The sequence below is a fragment of the Magnetococcales bacterium genome (genome assembly GCA_015228935.1).
Lineage (GTDB): Bacteria > Pseudomonadota > Magnetococcia > Magnetococcales > DC0425bin3 > HA3dbin3.
Map to the genome: position 1 here is coordinate 1 of JADGCO010000046.1, position 15062 is coordinate 15062.

Here is a 15062-nt window from a genome sequence, read left to right on the forward strand (position 1 = left end):
CGGGAAGCCCCCCTCGAGATGAATTCTCCCTACGAGACACGTGGCAGACTACCACGTTGATAGGCCGGAGGTGTAAGCGCAGTAATGTGTTGAGCTGACCGGTACTAATCAGTCCATTGGCTTTATATCCAAGAACCAAAGAACACCCCATGCCCATTCCACCCAGTTGTCCAGGAACAGACCAAAATTCAATCAGCATTCTTCCTGGTGGCCATTGCGAGGGGGTCACACCCGATACCATTCCGAACTCGGAAGTTAAGTCCCTCAGCGCCGATGATACTGCATCTTAAGGTGTGGGAAAGTAGGTCACTGCCAGGAAGTTAATCAGACACTGGGATTGCCCCCAAAGCGGTCCCAGTGTTCTGTTTGTCGCGGGATGGAGCAGTCCGGTAGCTCGTCGGGCTCATAACCCGAAGGTCGGAGGTTCAAATCCTCCTCCCGCAACCAAACCGATCCCAAAAAAAACCCTGCAATGTCCTGTTGCAGGGTTTTTTGTTGGTGTGGAAGAGATCCCCATGAAATTTGCCGCCATCGATATCGGTTCCAACGCCGTCCGCCTGTTGATCTCCAACGTATTTGAAATAGACAAGAACACACCCGTGTTCCGCAAGGCGGATTTGTATCGGGTTCCCGTGCGGTTGGGGGATGATGCGTTTCGGCTGGGATACATTTCCCCGGAATTGGCCGACAGTCTGCTTCATGCCATGACGGGCTTCAATAGTATTATCCAGGCAGTGGGGGCCGACGACACCATGGCCTGTGCCACATCGGCGTTACGCTCCGCAGCCAACGGTCCCAACCTGGTGGAACAAATTCGGGAAAAAACCGGCATCGCCATCGATATCATCGATGGCACCCGCGAAGCGGAACTGATCGCCCTGAATCGACTCGATGGCAGTTGCAGCGCCGGGTATTATCTCTATATCGATGTCGGCGGAGGCAGTACGGAATTGACCCTGCTGGAAAACAATCGTCCCGTTGCTTCCCGTTCGTTCAATATCGGCACCGTTCGTCTCAAGGAACAATTGGTGACTGCGGAAGTCTGGCAGGAGATGCAAAACTGGACTCGGGAACATTGCCAGGGTATTTCCGGATTGCAGGGGATCGGCTCGGGAGGTAACATCAACAAATTGTTCAAGATGACGCGCCAACGCCAGGATTTACCGCTCTCACGCAACAAACTCAGAAAACTTCACAAGGATTTGTCGGTCCTGACCCATGAACAACGCATGATCCAGTTGGGCCTGAAACCGGACCGGGCGGATGTCATTGTCTTGGCAAGTGAAATTTTTCTGAAAGTGACCAAATGGGCAGGTGTTGAAAAAATATGCGTGCCACAAATTGGCCTGGCGGATGGCATTATTCATGAATTGTATCGTCGTTGGCCACAGAAGAGTTCGTAACGGACCATTTTCAAGAATCAATAATTGACCAAAAGCAATGTTCCTTGCGCCATATTGCGGGCATTGCGGGTGATGGTGACGGTGACTCGTTTGCAATCGCCAACCACGGCGGAAGGGCAGGCAGCGGATGTATCATCGGCCACGGTGATGGTACGCACAAAACTGTCTGCCAGGTTGGTCGTACTGCTGGTTGGAATGGCGGCAAAGCCGGTGCGCCGCCGCAGGGAAGTGATCGATTCCAGAGAGGCTTGCATCAACTCCGAGCCTTGCTGGATGCGCAGCATGTGGCTTGGATCTTCCAGGCTCTGGCCGATGGCCCCGGTCAGACCTGACAAGAGGATACCAACGGTCAGGATCAAAATGAGTACTTCCATATAGGAAGTGCCTGCCATTCCTCCTGAATTTCTGGAATGTTTCCCGGAGGCAGGAGGGATATTGGACAGATTCATGAAATATAAACAGGTGGCGTTCATTGGACGATCACCGAGCCGGTTTCCGAGCGTATATTGACGGTGACGGTCTGGCCGCCGGTGGTCAGGACTTTGGCCCCGGCATTGCTGGTGGGACGACCCAGACCGTTAAAGACAACAGGAAAATTTCCTCCAAACGTGATACCGTCCAGGGTGGATCCGGAAATGGTGGCAGTGGTGTCAGTGCTGGTGGTGACCGAATAGGTACTGCCGGTCACGTTGACCTGATGCGGCACCCCGCGATTCATGGCGAGGGTTTGGGCAAAGCGTACATCCTGGGCAAACTGCTCAGCGGCAGAGCGCAAGGCAACGTTACCCTCCGGGAAAGAGACATATCCTGTCGATGCAACGATACCGATAATCAGTATTGTGACAAGGACTTCAATGAGCGAATAGCCAGCCTGGGTGCGCATGGTCGTCTTCCTGGTCAAACCCCTGCCCGACAAAAAACAAGCCCGGTTCAGGTCAGGTGCAGGTTGCCGTGGTACTCCGCACGTTGACAGAAATTGTCGTGGATCCCCTCGAATGCCGCACTGTGCAGTTCATGTAACCGGCGGGAGGTGTCGCGGCTCCGGTGGCCACGGTAAAATCACTCGCAGAGACATTTTGCAGCAGGGATTGAGCCAGGGCACAGGTGGTGACGACCGTGAAGGCATCGCCCATTTCACATTTGGCCCGATTATTGGCAGCGGCGGCGACCAAAGCACCGGCAACACTGTTGGCGGCAGCGTCTCCGGAAGAGGGAGACAAGTTACCAAATGTCGTAAAGGATATGCCGCTCAGGATTCCAATCACCAGAACCACGATGAGCATTTCAATCATGCTGTAGCCCCTGCATATTTTTTTGTTCATGGCAGTTCTCCTGCATTTTCTGGCATGCGGTTTGACGCATGGGTATTGTTCATCCATGGTATACATGACATCCAATGATCATGCCATGATTCTCCTCCTTGTTCAACATGATGTTTTTTAAAATATTTTTCTGAAATGGTCCTGGCCTGTTCCAGAGGGGAATAAGCCTGATTCGGTGGCCAATGAAAATGATCGTTTACATTTGATGGAAACGGTCGTAGACATCAGGGAATTGAAATGGACTGTTGCCAGTCGAGATCATCATCAGGAAAGGAATTCATTACGGTGTCCGACACAATACAGAAAAAAATGGATCCGGTTGCTGCCCGCGACTTGCGTGCGGCGCAATTGTTGAAAATGTATGCCGTTTACGGACATTTTTATCAATTGTCCTGGAATGGGAGCGATGGGTTGGGATGCCGGTCGGTCCTGGAACTGGTGGCCCATGACCGGTTACCGAAGAACAGACAGGAATTGTTGCTGCGGCAGGCTGATCTGGTGGCGGTGATGATGAATCCGGGTTCGTCGCATCCCATCGACAGGGGGTATGCTCCCCCCCTGGTGACCCAGGATGGGCAGTCCGTGGCCGATTATCGGTTGACTCCGACCCGGCCAGACAATACCCAGTACCAGATTTTGCGCATCCTGGCCGCCCGGGGTTGGCATCATGCACGGATCTTGAATTTATCGGACCTGCGCGAACCTAAAAGTCCACTTTTTTTGCAGCAGGTGGCCAGGCTGGAGCGGGAAGGGCAGGTGGGAGGCAGACACTCGATTTTTTGTCCGGAACGGCAGGCGGAACTGTTGCCCTTGTTGGGGCAGCCGGGTGCCGCACCGGTTCTGGTGGGTTGGGGACGACATGCGGGGTTGATTCCCCTGGCGGAACAGTGTCTGGATCGGTTGCGAAACCATTTTCTGGTCGGGGTACCGGTGGCTGGGGAGAGCCGACTTTATGCCCACCCCAGCCCGATGTTGCAGCGCATGAAGGATGCCTGGTTGGATGCCGTGTTAGAACAGTTGTCGAAAAACAAGGACGTATAACCTTGATCTTCTCCTGTCAAGCCGGTATGGAGAACCCGGTCGGATGCAGATGCCCGTCCGTTGCCACGCAACAAGATATATGACTTTTGATGGTTTCCGTCAAGCCGGATCCGGGTAGGGGACTCCCGTTCCCCCCAATCCGCAGTAACCCTGCTGATTTTTGGCCAGATATTGCTGATGATAACCCTCGGCAAAGAAAAACTCAGGTGCTTCCTGGATTTCCGTGGTGATGGTACCATGGCCGGCCTGCTCCAGGTATGACTGATAAATTTCCCTGGAGGCCTGGGCCATGGCCATTTGACTGGCTGTGGTGGTATAGATGCCGGAGCGGTATTGTGTGCCGAGATCGTTCCCCTGGCGCATGCCCTGGGTCGGGTCGTGTGACTCCCAGAAGATTTTCAACAGACGGTAATAGGATATGACTCTGGGATCATACACCACCTGGACCACCTCGTTGTGACCGGTCATGCCGGTGCAGACTTCATGGTAGGTCGGGTTGGGGGTGAAGCCACCTGCATAACCGGCAGCAGTGACATGGATGGCACCGGTTTCCCAGAAACGTCGCTCGGCACCCCAAAAACATCCCATGCCAAACAAGGCAATTTCCATATGGGCGGGATAGGGTGGCAGCAGACCATGGCCGGTCACATAATGACGGGATGGTATGGGCATGGATTGATCCCGGCCAGGAAGGGCGGCATGGGGGGATGGCAGCACCATCTTCGTCTTCCAGTACATGTGACACCTCATTCTTTTCAAAAATCCAAAGAGTCGATCCAATAACGACATGATTACGGCACAATCGACTGGGCGATCCGGTCGTTGTTGCGGGTGCGGGCAAAGGTGTTCAAACTGTCCTGAATGGCGATGGATTCCGGATTGATCACAGTCGTCGTCTCGGAAATGTCATGATCGCGATCCTCGTCAGGTTTGCCGGGCATTTGCCGCAGCTCCTGGAGCAGAATGGCATTGGTACGGCGAATTTTGCGAGCCAGGATGACGGTCAGGTTGCGCATGATGTCCAATCCCAGGGATGGGTGACGGGAAAAATAGTCCTGGGTTGGGTTGCGTTCCAGGCCATAGAGTTCGAGGTATTCCTCAGCAATCGCTGTGCCACTTCGTGGACCCTGGTCCAGAAAGGCCATTTCACCGAAAATATCAGGCCCCCGGATGGGAATTTCTTTCTGATTGCTCGTATCTTTGGACAAAATGATCCGGATGCGACCTGCCGGGAGGATAAAAATTTCACTGCCAAGTGTGCCCTCGGCAAAAATTTCCTCTCCGGGCTGGTAACTGGTATGGGTGGCACAAGCCTGCAGGAGATTGTCGATCTCCTCGCGGTTGATACCCCGGAACAAACGGATTTCCTGGACTTTGTTCAGATTGAAATGCATGACGTCACCCGCTTTTGATGCCCATGGCCTTGCTCATGCCCCACATGGGCATGAAAATGCCAAGAGCCAGGAGCAAAATGATTCCCCCCATGGTCCCCATGAGAATGGGTTCAATGGCGGCACTTAAATTTTTAACGGAATAGTCCACTTCCCGTTCGTAGTAGATGGCGACGGATTGCATCATTTCATCGGTACGTCCGGTTTCATCGCCAACGGAGAGCATTTGCAGGACCAGACGGGTAAACATGCCGCTGGAACGGGCGGCCTGTAGAATGCTTTCACCGCGATTGATGCGACGTTGCATCTCCTGGATGCCTGTTTCGAGGAGGGCATTGTCCATGGAGCCGCCGACGATGCTCAGGGATTGGTCGGCGGGCATGCCCGAGCGCAGACACATGGCAAAAGTGCGTGCAAAACGTGCCAGCGTGGCTTTCTGGATGATGCTGCCCACAAGCGGGATGCGCAACTTGTTGCGATCCCACCAGAGTCGTCCGCCTGGAGTCTGAATGAATTTAATGAAACCGAAGACCATCAAAAAAATTCCGGCCAGCATGGCCGGACCGTGATTGATCGTAAAATTGGACGTGGTCATGAGCAGACGGGTTTGCCAGGGAAGCTCTGCGCCCAGTTTTTTGAACAGGGTGTCGAAAGAGGGGATGACAAAATAATTGAGCAGATAGACCACGACAAACATGACGCCCACCACGATGGCCGGGTATCGCAGGGCGCTTTTGATTTGCTGGCGGGTTTGTTTGTCCACTTCCAGAAATTCGTACAATTGCTTGATGGCTTCCGCCAGGCGTCCCGAGGTTTCGCCGATACGGACAATGTTGACGAAAAGCCGGGTAAAAACCTTTGGATGGGCGGCCATGGACGAGGCGATATCCTTGCCGGATTCCAGGTCATTGGCGATGGCTTCCAGGGCGTCCTTGAAACGCTGGTTGGCGGTCGCTTCCCGCAAATTCTGGATGGCGCGGACGACCGGGATACCGGCATCCAGCAGGGTATAGATCTGGCGGCAAAACTGGATCCGGTCGTCGTCGTTTGGCCAGCCACCGCCGAGAACCAGGCCGGATTTGACGACCACTTCCTTGATTTCAATCGGGGCGATTCCCTGTCCGATCAGTTGTTCCACCACCCGGTTGCGATCGGGACCGGACAATTCACCCCGCACCATTTCGCCACTGGCGTTGCGCCCCGCGAAAGTGAAGCGTGGCATCAGGCGGCTCCTTTCATCATGGTGGCCAGAGATTGAAGACCACTCTGTGGATGCCTGGATTCCGGTTCCGGGAATCCGCCACTGGTGTTGCGCCCCGTGAAAGTGAAGCGTGGCATCATGCGGCTCCTTTCATCATGGTGGCCGAGGTTTGAGAACCACTCTGTGGATGATTGGGTACCAGTTCCGGGGAGGGGCAGAGCCGGATGGCCTCCGAGAGGGTTGTGCGTCCGGCATAGGCATAGTGGGTGGCGACGATATGCAGGGGTTCAAAATCGGGCTGGATTTTGGTGGCCTCCAGAAAGCCCCGCGTATCGCCGGAGCGCAGAAAGTTGGCCAGGTTTGTGTTCATTTCGAGAAGCTCAATGACGGCGACACGGCCCCGGAAACCGGATTCATTGCATTTGGCGCACCCTTTGCCCTCAATCAGGTTGTTTCCCAGGTTTGGCATCTGGGGGAGGCGTGCCAGCCAGGCCTGCTCTTTTTTGTCTGGCTGATGCGGTTCGGCACAATCCGGGCAGACACGGCGTACCAGACGCTGGGAAAGAATGGCCAGGAGGGAGTCTGCCACGGCATACCCTTCGATGCCCATGTCGATCATGCGCACCGGGGTGCGGGCGGCATCGTTGGTGTGGAGGGTGGAGAGGACCATGTGTCCGGTCAGGGCGGCGCGCACGGCGATTTCCGCTGTTTCCTTGTCGCGCATTTCTCCCACCAGGATGACATCCGGATCCTGACGCAGGGCGGTGCGCAAGACCGTGGCAAAGTTCCAGCCAATCTTGCTCATCACCTGGACCTGATTGACGCGCGGCAGGCGGTATTCGACAGGATCTTCCACGGTGATCAATTTGCGATCCGGGGTGTTGAGTTCATTCAGCGCCCCGTACAGGGTGGTGGTTTTCCCGGATCCTGTGGGTCCCGTCACCAGGATCATGCCATGCGGGTGTGACAACAGGCGCTGCAATCGTTCCAGATATTCATTGGGCAGGCCGATGGCTTTCAGACTCAGATTGTTATGGGACTGATCGAGGAGACGCATCACCACGGATTCGCCACCCTGGGTGGGCATGGTGGATACGCGCACATCCATGTGTTTGTCGCGCACCGTCATGTGAAAGCGCCCGTCCTGAGCCAGGCGGCGTTCGGAAATTTCCATGCCGCCCATCAACTTGATTTTGGAGATCAAGGCGGGGGCGATGCGCTTCATGTTGAGGATGCGTTCCAGCAGGCTGCCATCGACGCGCTGCCGGATGCGCAGGACATGCTGGTCTGGCTCGATATGAATGTCCGAGGCTCCCATCCGCACGGCGTCATCAAACAGGGATTGAATGATCTTGACCACGGGGGCATCGGAACTGACGCCCATGGAACCATCGGCATTGGCATCCAGACCCGATTCCGCCACCTCTTCCGCCAGCTCTTCGGCAAAGTTTTGCAGGGCAGCCTCATTGCGGTAATGTTGATTGAGGCTGCGTTGGAGGTCGTCGTGGTTGACAACGGCCAGGACCACGGGGCGGCGCAACAAATCGGAAATTTCGTCCGAGGCGTACAGATCCGTGGGATCGGACATGCCGACCAGGACGCCCCAGGGGGTGTCCATCAGGACGATGACACTGAAACGGCGGGCCACTTCTTCGGGTATCAGGCGAACGGTTTCCGTGTTCAGGTGGAAGGTTTTCAGATCCACGACCAGCAGTTCAAAGCGCATGGTGAGAAAACGAAACAGGCTTTCCTCCCAGACCTGTCCCAGGTCGGCAACGTTTGCTGTGGCTTTGTTGCTTCCTGGCGGGCAATTTTGCAGGAGTTTTTCTGTCAGGGATCCGACCGGAAAGCTGCTCTCGTTTTCGACGAGCAGATCGCCCACCCGCAAGGTATCCAGTTCCCGGAATGCCAGCGAGGTTTCCGGAGAACGCAGCAATCCCGGCAAGCTCTCTTCCGAGGTGAAGCCCAGCATCAGGACCGAGCGACCATCCGTGGTGGCACCGTGATCGCGGAGGACCAGAATCTGCCGCAATTGTTCCTGGGTTACACTCATCGCCTACAGGGTCGTTTGGACATGGGGTATTGTGTCAGTTCCACTCGGGTGTGATGACGCTGGATGGAGCGACCGGACTCTCTATTATAGTGGGCTTGATCAGAATGACCAGTTCTGTTTTGACCTTCTGGTCACGATTCTGGCCGAAAAAACTACCGATCACCGGCAGATTGCCCAGTATGGGAACCTGGGCGCGTTCCTGGCGATTTTCCTCGGTCATGAGGCCGCCGATCACGACAATTTCCCCACTGCGTGCCCGCACGATGCTGTCGGATTCCCGGGTGGCGCTGTTGGCCAGGGGAAAATTCTGGCCACCGATCTGTCTCTCCCGGGTCGTTGCCCGGGCGATGGTGGGATGGATGTGCATGGTGACCACGTTGTCTTCGCCGATGCGGGGGACGACATCCAGGGCCACACCGGAGAAAAACTGGGACAGAATAAAATTGGTGGATCCTGCCGAATTGGCGGTTGCGGCTTCTCTCTGGATACCGGTCACAAAAAAATCGTCCGCGCCGACCCGGATGACCGCTTTTTGGCTGTTGAGGGTCGCAATACGGGGACTCGAGATGACATGAACCTTGCCCTGGCTCTCCAGCAACTCTAAAAATCCCTGGAAATCACGCAGTTGAATTCCGACACCCAGGACGCCGCCAAATGCCGAATAGGGTATCTGGAAACCGGGAGTTCCTTGTGGCAGCGTGCCGTGGTTGTTCCAGTTTGTCGCTGTAACAGTTCCCGGAGGAGGGAGCATCGTGATCATATCCGAGGGTCTTTCCATGGGGGTCAACAGGGATCCGCCACCGGTTTGTCCTACGGTGATGCTTTTGCCTGATCCTGTACGGACGAGAGAAGACCAGTTGATACCGCTTTCAAATCCGGAGTTCAATTCCACTTCGATGAACTTGGCCTCCAGGACAACCTGGCGTTCCAGGGTATTTTTCATGCGATTGATAATGCTCTCCACCCTGAGCAATTCGGACGGCAGGGCACGTACCATGACCAGACCGGTTTGTCGGCTGATACTGACGTTGCGCTCCAGTCCGTCGTTGGAACCGGAACAGGAATATTTGCCACCGGAGCCACTGCCTGTACTTGCGGAGGTTGATCCGCCACCTTGGGTGGAAGTTGTCGTTGCCCCGGCACCTTGACCTGAGGCCAGGGAGGTTCCGGAGCCTTGTCCTGTTGTCGAGGTTCCGGACTTGTTGATGCCAAGGGTCATGCACAATACATCGGTCAACTCCTGCCAGAAATCGCTGGAAAATGTGGTATCCAACTGGGTGCCGGAGGCATTCTGGGCTGAAGAATTTTGTTGTTGAGAGGTTTGCGATGTGGAGGAGGATGACGATGATGAAGAGCTTGAATTCTGCCCCGAACTGACCCGCAGGGACGAGGAGCCTTTGCGATCCATGTCCGGATAGTGAACCTGAAATACCTTTGAGGTCAGTTGATTGGCGAAGATCATGTATCCCTGACGCATGAGCCGACAATCAAAATTTTGCAGCCGGCAAATGGCCTGGACTGTTTCGGAGATGGTGACCTGTTTCAGATTGAGGGAGATGGTGCCACTGACTTTGGGGTCCAGGACCAGGCTGTAGGGTGTTCCGGCGACCACCCCTTCCAGAACCGAGCGGACCGGTGCCTCTGTGACCTGAATATCAAAGAGTGGTTCCGGCTCGGGAATCACGGCAGGGGGAGGGGCGGTACGGGATGTCTGATGGGTTGGTGTGGCAGGTATTGTTGCTTCCGGAGGTTGAGCCTGTTGGCGGGAGATATCCCGGGACTCTTGAACTTCCTTGTTGATGGATTCCGGTGGTTGGACCTGTTGGCGGGCCATGTTTCGGGCTTCCTGGATCTCTTTTTCAAGTTCCGGGGAGGGGAGGATGCTTTGACAGCCATGGAGCCAAAGGGCCAGAGTACCACAGAGCAATCTGGTCATGGTTCTGTGTGCGTTGCCACAGAGTGATATTTTTGCGCTGGGTCTCTTCATGGTCCGGCTTTCTTGGCTATCATTGTATTTGTTCATGGTTCATCGCTCAGATCAACATATTTCTTGGGATCATCCACCTGGATGGGGGGGGGAAGACGGATCTTGCGTCCTTTGTGGAGTAACAAGACTCCTGCCGGGGTGATGGATTTGACCATGGCTTCTTCGACCCGGTCACCAATTTTGACCAGGGAGCCGTTGATCATGGCCAATTGCCGCTCGGGGCTGACCAGAAGCAGGGAGAGAGCAAACCCGGTTTCCGCATGGGGGTTCTCTTTTTTGGTTTGACCGTGGGGGGCGGTTGGATCACGCCACGCATTGGCAGCGTTCGCGGAGGCGGATGGCAGGATGAACAGTCCAATGACCAGGATGGTACGCAGATCAGGCACCGATCAGCTCCTCTTCGAGGCTCAAGGTAAAGATGATCAAGGTGACCTGGGCCTGGGGGTGATTCTTGATTTGCAGATCCAGGGTGTCCCAATAAAAGGTCCATGCCATGTTGCGCAGGGATTGCAACAGAGTCATGGTGCTTAAATAATCACCCGTAAAGGACAATTTAATGGTATGTCGCCAGATGATCAGGGGTGGGGCTTCGGGTGGTTTTTCTTCGCCTTTATCCGGGGTGGCTGCGGTTTTGCTTTTATCGGTATTTTTGGTGGTATCCCTGCTTTTTCCGGCATCTGTCGGCAGGGTACCTTTTTCAATGGGCGGGGAAGCGTGATCTTTTTTTGAATGGATGACGATGGGTTGGACCGGCATGTTTCTGAGTTCGGTCAGGGTGATCCCTGGGCTGTTGCGCAGCAGGGTGCCCAGGGCGATGGTCATTTCCTGGGGGGCGACCAATTTTTTCATGGCTTTGGATACATCGTTTTCCAAAGCTTCCAGCTCTTTTCGATAGCCTCCCAGACGGACATTCTCCTGTGTCAGGGGATCGGTCCGGGTGCCTTTCAGGCGTTCCAGTCGCGTGGTCAGATCCAGGATTGATTTTGACAATACAGAAGTATTTTCAATAGTTTGTATGCGTTCAATCAGCAAAGGACGCAGGATGATCTTGAAAGCGACCACCCAGGGAATGAGTATCAGGACGCCCAATATCATGATGCGTTCCCGTTGCGAGAGGGCATCGATGCGTCCTGCCAGGGAGGAGTTTTGAGGGGTACTCATGGTTTTTTCATATCCGGGATATGCTTGGTGCGCAACAGGAAGCTGACAGGCTCCCCATCATCGGCATTCTTGTTCATTATTTGCAGAATATCAAAACGCTTGTTGCGAAAATGTGCGGTACGTCCCAGGGATTCAATAAAGCGCGGGACAAGTTCCATGGACTCTCCCTTGCCGGAAAATCCCATATCCTGCCCCCCGTTCTGGAGGGTGATGCCTGTCAACCAGACCCCGGGGATGACGCATTGGGAGAGATCCTCCAAATGTCCGGCAAATCCTTCCTGCTGGCCCAGTTTGTTGCCGCTCAGGAATTCCATGAGTCGCTTGTTGATGGATATTTTTTCCATGAGTTGTTGCGCCATATTTTCCAGACGTATGTTCAGGGCTTTGTCCGTGGCGCTGTCAACCAGTTGCTGAACTTCCGCCTGGAGGGTGGCTTCCCGGCTGCTGACCTGGGCAAACTCTGCCCGTATGCGTCCCATGTGCCATTGCAGCGTTCCCAAAAGCAGACCCAGAATGAGGGTGGAGAGGAGTCCCATTCCCAGGATCGGTTTGCCTGACAGCAGATTTGTTTTGGGGCGGAGGCGTTCTTCGAGCAGATTGACCTGGGTATGGGAACTTCTGATCTGGCCCAAGACTGCTCCCAGGACCGGCAAGGCCATGGCCAGGTTGCGTTCTTCAGGTATCCCGTTGACAAAGTTGAATATTTTTGCAAGATCAAGCGGAGAGACAACCACGCCGGGCAACAGTCTGCCCAGAGTTTCGGAAAGACCGGCCACCGGATTTTCCAGGGGAGCCAGGTATATTTTTCCGACTGTCATCTGCATCCGGGTTCGGATGTACTCCAGTGTGCGCTGCAACTCCATGGCCAGGGGTTCCACGGCAGAGGTCAGTGCCTTTTCCCGGCCGGTTGTTTCGACGCGCAGCAGTTCCTGGAGGCGTTCGGTTCCAACCTTGATGCGGCGCGAAAAAACGATTTCCGTCTCGCGGATGGCCATGACCTGGGTATCCTGGACGCCGACATGCAGAAGGATCATGCCGCCGGCCGTGCTGTCATCCAGGTGGGATGCCACATGGCGGAGTGCCGATTCATGTGCATCCACAGCCAGGAGGGTCATGTGCAGCCTGGTGGCCAGGGTGCTGAGCCGGATGATCTCATCCTGGTTGGCGATAAACACGTTCACCATGGATTTTTCGGCGGTATCATCCTTTTTGCGAATCGCAACGGGTTGCACGGAGATGACTGCATTTTCCACCGGGAAATCCAGTCGGTCCCGCACCCGCCAGCGCATGATGGATCCCAACTCTTCCGGCGGGGCATTGACGGACTCTTCCAGAAAGGTTCGGTATTGGCCCGGTGTCAGGACACCAACTCCCTGACTTTTTTCAATATTTCTTTGCTGGAGGATTGACAGAAGACGTGCCGGTCCATCTCCTTCGACAGGGATGAACTCGCAGATTCCGACCGTCAAGGGACCCTTGGCATGCTCTTCAACCTGGACCAGAACCCAAAAATCCGACCAGAGTCCCACACCGAGCAGTCCCCCTTTGGCGCGGCCGGGATTCCCTTTATTGCCAAATAGAAACAAAGATTTACGCATGTTCCTGGTCTTTTCGGTCCCTTTTGCCATTGTCGAGTTTCGCAGCGTAAAACAGTTTCCTCGCTGCTGTCATTGTACGCAATTTTTTGTGCCATTACAAGGTGTAACCTCGTATCAAGGAATAGCGGCTCTTCCGGCCACGGCGTGGCACCTGGATGATGGTTCAGGATGGATGGTATCATGCGGCACCATCGGTGCCTCTTCCTGCAAGCGGGAGTATCATGTCGGACCTCCATGATCTGCAACGCGAATTGCATCAACTCGAAAATTGTCTGGAACAGGTTCAAAACTCCTGGACCATCGACGATCATGAATCCTTGTTGCAATTTTATGTCGAAATTCTTCCAGGTCTGATCGGGGCGGAACGGTGTTCCATTTTTTTTGTGGATCTGCGGCAAAACAATGTTTGGCTCAAGGTGGGCACCGGGTTGAAATTTCGCCAGATCGAGGCTCCCCTGGAAGGGAGTGTCGTGGGGCGGGCGGTCTCTTCCGGGGCCTGCATCGTGGAAAATGGCCTGGATCAGCGCCCGGGCTTTCATACCAGTACCGATGCCAGGACCGGTTTTGTCACCCGCAACCTCATTTGTGTGCCGGTACAGAGTCGTGTCAATTCAGCCGTGACTGCGGTGGTGGAACTTCTCAACAAGGTCCATCCCGGCGGGTTTACCCTCGACGATCAGGAACGACTCCTGAAGATCATGCGCCAGCTTTCCATGATCATCGACAATATACGTATTCAAGGTGATATCCTCTCTGTTTCCAAACAGATCAATGACACCCTGCGGGGCATGAATCCGGCTTTCCTTGCCAGCAGGAATATCATTGCCGAGAGCCGGGCCATGCAGGAGGTGTTGGCCTTTGTCCGCTCGGTGGCAGGAACGCCGGTCAATATTTTTGTCAGCGGGGAAAATGGTACCGGCAAGGAGGTCATCTCCCGCCTGATTCACGACCTCAGCCAAGCCAGAGACAAGCCTTTCGTGGCGGTCAATTGTGCCTCCATCCCGGAAAATTTGATGGAAAGCGAATTTTTTGGTTATGAAAAGGGGGCTTTTACGGGTGCGGTTCTTGCCCGCAAGGGGCGGTTTGAAGAGGCCGATGGGGGAACCTTGTTTCTGGATGAAATTGCTGATCTCCCTCTGGCCATCCAGCCCAAATTTTTGCGGGTTCTTCAGGAAGGGGAGGGGAGTCGGCTGGGCAGCAACAAGGTGAATAAATTCCAGTTTCGCATCATCAGTGCCACCAACAAGGATATTCGCCGCGAAGTGGCCGAAGGTCGGTTTCGCGAGGATCTCTATTACCGTCTTTTTTCCGTGGAGGTGCATATTCCCCCCCTGCGGGAACGACCGGAAGAGATTCTGCCCCTGGCGCAGGCGTTTCTGCGGGAGACCTGTCGTCGGTTCCAGAAGCAGGTCAATGGATTTTCTGCTGAAGTGATGCACTTGTTTGAGAGTTACGCTTGGCCAGGCAATGTCCGCCAATTACGCCGGGAGGTCGAACGTCTGGTGACCTTGACCCCGGAACATGGGGTGATGACTCCGGAAAACTGTTCCCTGGAGTTGCGCCAGAAAGCCCTTGTTCCCCAGGAAACAAAGAGTCTTTTGCCGGGAGATGCCACAGGGCTGTCGGTTGCCCCCTCCGACTTGCCTGACCAGTCCTGTTTGCCAGCCTATCCACTTCCCCCCGGGGATGCTCCCCTGAAAGTCCATTTACAGGCCCTGGAACGCCACTGCATTGCCACGGCCCTTCAGGCCAGCCATGGCAGCAAACAGGAAACAGCTCGCCGGCTTGGCATTACCCGCCAGTGGCTGCACCGGAAGATGATTCAGTATCAGATGTGAACGAAACTCACGCGCAGGCCTGATTTGCTCATTGGCCTGACCTGCCAGTTGGTCTGATCTGTTCAGT

The 15062-nt window shown here is 54.9% G+C and carries 14 protein-coding genes, 1 tRNA gene and 2 rRNA genes; 6 read left to right on the forward strand and 11 right to left on the reverse strand.

Going from position 1 to position 15062, the window contains the following annotated elements; genetic code table 11:
• The 4 genes from HQL65_11935 to HQL65_11950 form a co-directional block, all read left to right on the forward strand.
• Window positions 1-129: ribosomal RNA gene (locus HQL65_11935) — 23S ribosomal RNA — on the forward strand; the annotation flags it as partial.
• 74 nt (window positions 130-203) lie between these two features.
• A 5S ribosomal RNA gene (rrf, locus tag HQL65_11940) occupies window positions 204-318 on the forward strand.
• 52 nt (window positions 319-370) lie between these two features.
• Window positions 371-447 (forward strand) — tRNA-Met (locus HQL65_11945).
• 68 nt (window positions 448-515) lie between these two features.
• The gene (locus HQL65_11950; protein ID MBF0136943.1) at window positions 516-1403 is read left to right on the forward strand and encodes an exopolyphosphatase; all 888 of its coding nucleotides are present in this window, start codon (window positions 516-518) and stop codon (window positions 1401-1403) included.
• A gap of 17 nt (window positions 1404-1420) precedes the next feature.
• Here the strand turns inward: HQL65_11950 and HQL65_11955 are convergent, their stop codons facing one another.
• The 3 genes from HQL65_11955 to HQL65_11965 all read right to left on the reverse strand — a co-directional run bounded on the left by HQL65_11955 (window position 1421) and on the right by HQL65_11965 (window position 2725).
• Entirely contained in the window at window positions 1421-1777 is a 357-nt protein-coding gene (locus tag HQL65_11955; GenBank protein MBF0136944.1) for a hypothetical protein, read from the reverse strand.
• Window positions 1778-1872: 95 nt separating this feature from the next.
• On the reverse strand, window positions 1873-2286 hold the full coding sequence (locus HQL65_11960) for a prepilin-type N-terminal cleavage/methylation domain-containing protein (GenBank protein MBF0136945.1): 414 nt from the start codon (window positions 2284-2286) through the stop codon (window positions 1873-1875).
• A gap of 52 nt (window positions 2287-2338) precedes the next feature.
• Window positions 2339-2725, reverse strand: coding sequence for a type II secretion system protein (locus HQL65_11965; protein ID MBF0136946.1), 387 nt, complete (start codon window positions 2723-2725; stop codon window positions 2339-2341).
• 285 nt (window positions 2726-3010) lie between these two features.
• Between HQL65_11965 and HQL65_11970 the strand changes: the two genes are divergently transcribed.
• Window positions 3011-3766 carry a hypothetical protein gene (locus HQL65_11970; protein MBF0136947.1) on the forward strand — a complete coding sequence of 252 codons (756 nt, stop codon included), beginning with the start codon at window positions 3011-3013 and terminating at the stop codon, window positions 3764-3766.
• Between the two features lie 99 nt (window positions 3767-3865).
• On the opposite strand, the gene msrA is transcribed toward HQL65_11970, so the two are convergent.
• From msrA to HQL65_12010, 8 genes are all read right to left on the reverse strand, one after another.
• Window positions 3866-4504, reverse strand: a complete 639-nt coding sequence (msrA, locus tag HQL65_11975; protein MBF0136948.1) for a peptide-methionine (S)-S-oxide reductase MsrA — start codon at window positions 4502-4504, stop codon at window positions 3866-3868.
• Between the two features lie 53 nt (window positions 4505-4557).
• Window positions 4558-5160, reverse strand: coding sequence for a cyclic nucleotide-binding domain-containing protein (locus tag HQL65_11980; protein MBF0136949.1), 603 nt, complete (start codon window positions 5158-5160; stop codon window positions 4558-4560).
• A 4-nt stretch (window positions 5161-5164) separates the two neighbouring features.
• Entirely contained in the window at window positions 5165-6379 is a 1215-nt protein-coding gene (locus tag HQL65_11985) for a type II secretion system F family protein (protein MBF0136950.1), read from the reverse strand.
• Window positions 6380-6494: 115 nt separating this feature from the next.
• The gene (locus HQL65_11990) at window positions 6495-8411 is read right to left on the reverse strand and encodes a type II/IV secretion system protein (GenBank protein ID MBF0136951.1); all 1917 of its coding nucleotides are present in this window, start codon (window positions 8409-8411) and stop codon (window positions 6495-6497) included.
• A 34-nt stretch (window positions 8412-8445) separates the two neighbouring features.
• A complete protein-coding gene (locus tag HQL65_11995; protein MBF0136952.1) occupies window positions 8446-10347 on the reverse strand; it encodes a secretin N-terminal domain-containing protein in 1902 nt (633 codons plus the stop codon).
• 83 nt (window positions 10348-10430) lie between these two features.
• Entirely contained in the window at window positions 10431-10784 is a 354-nt protein-coding gene (locus HQL65_12000) for a hypothetical protein (protein MBF0136953.1), read from the reverse strand.
• Window positions 10777-11559, reverse strand: coding sequence for a hypothetical protein (locus HQL65_12005; GenBank protein MBF0136954.1), 783 nt, complete (start codon window positions 11557-11559; stop codon window positions 10777-10779). Before HQL65_12005 ends, HQL65_12000 begins: the two co-directional genes overlap by 8 nt.
• Window positions 11556-13157, reverse strand: a complete 1602-nt coding sequence (locus HQL65_12010; protein MBF0136955.1) for a hypothetical protein — start codon at window positions 13155-13157, stop codon at window positions 11556-11558. Before HQL65_12010 ends, HQL65_12005 begins: the two co-directional genes overlap by 4 nt.
• A gap of 221 nt (window positions 13158-13378) precedes the next feature.
• On the opposite strand from HQL65_12010, the gene HQL65_12015 reads away from it, so the two are divergent.
• A complete protein-coding gene (locus HQL65_12015; GenBank protein ID MBF0136956.1) occupies window positions 13379-14995 on the forward strand; it encodes a sigma-54-dependent Fis family transcriptional regulator in 1617 nt (538 codons plus the stop codon).
• The last annotated feature ends 67 nt before the right edge of the window (window positions 14996-15062 follow it).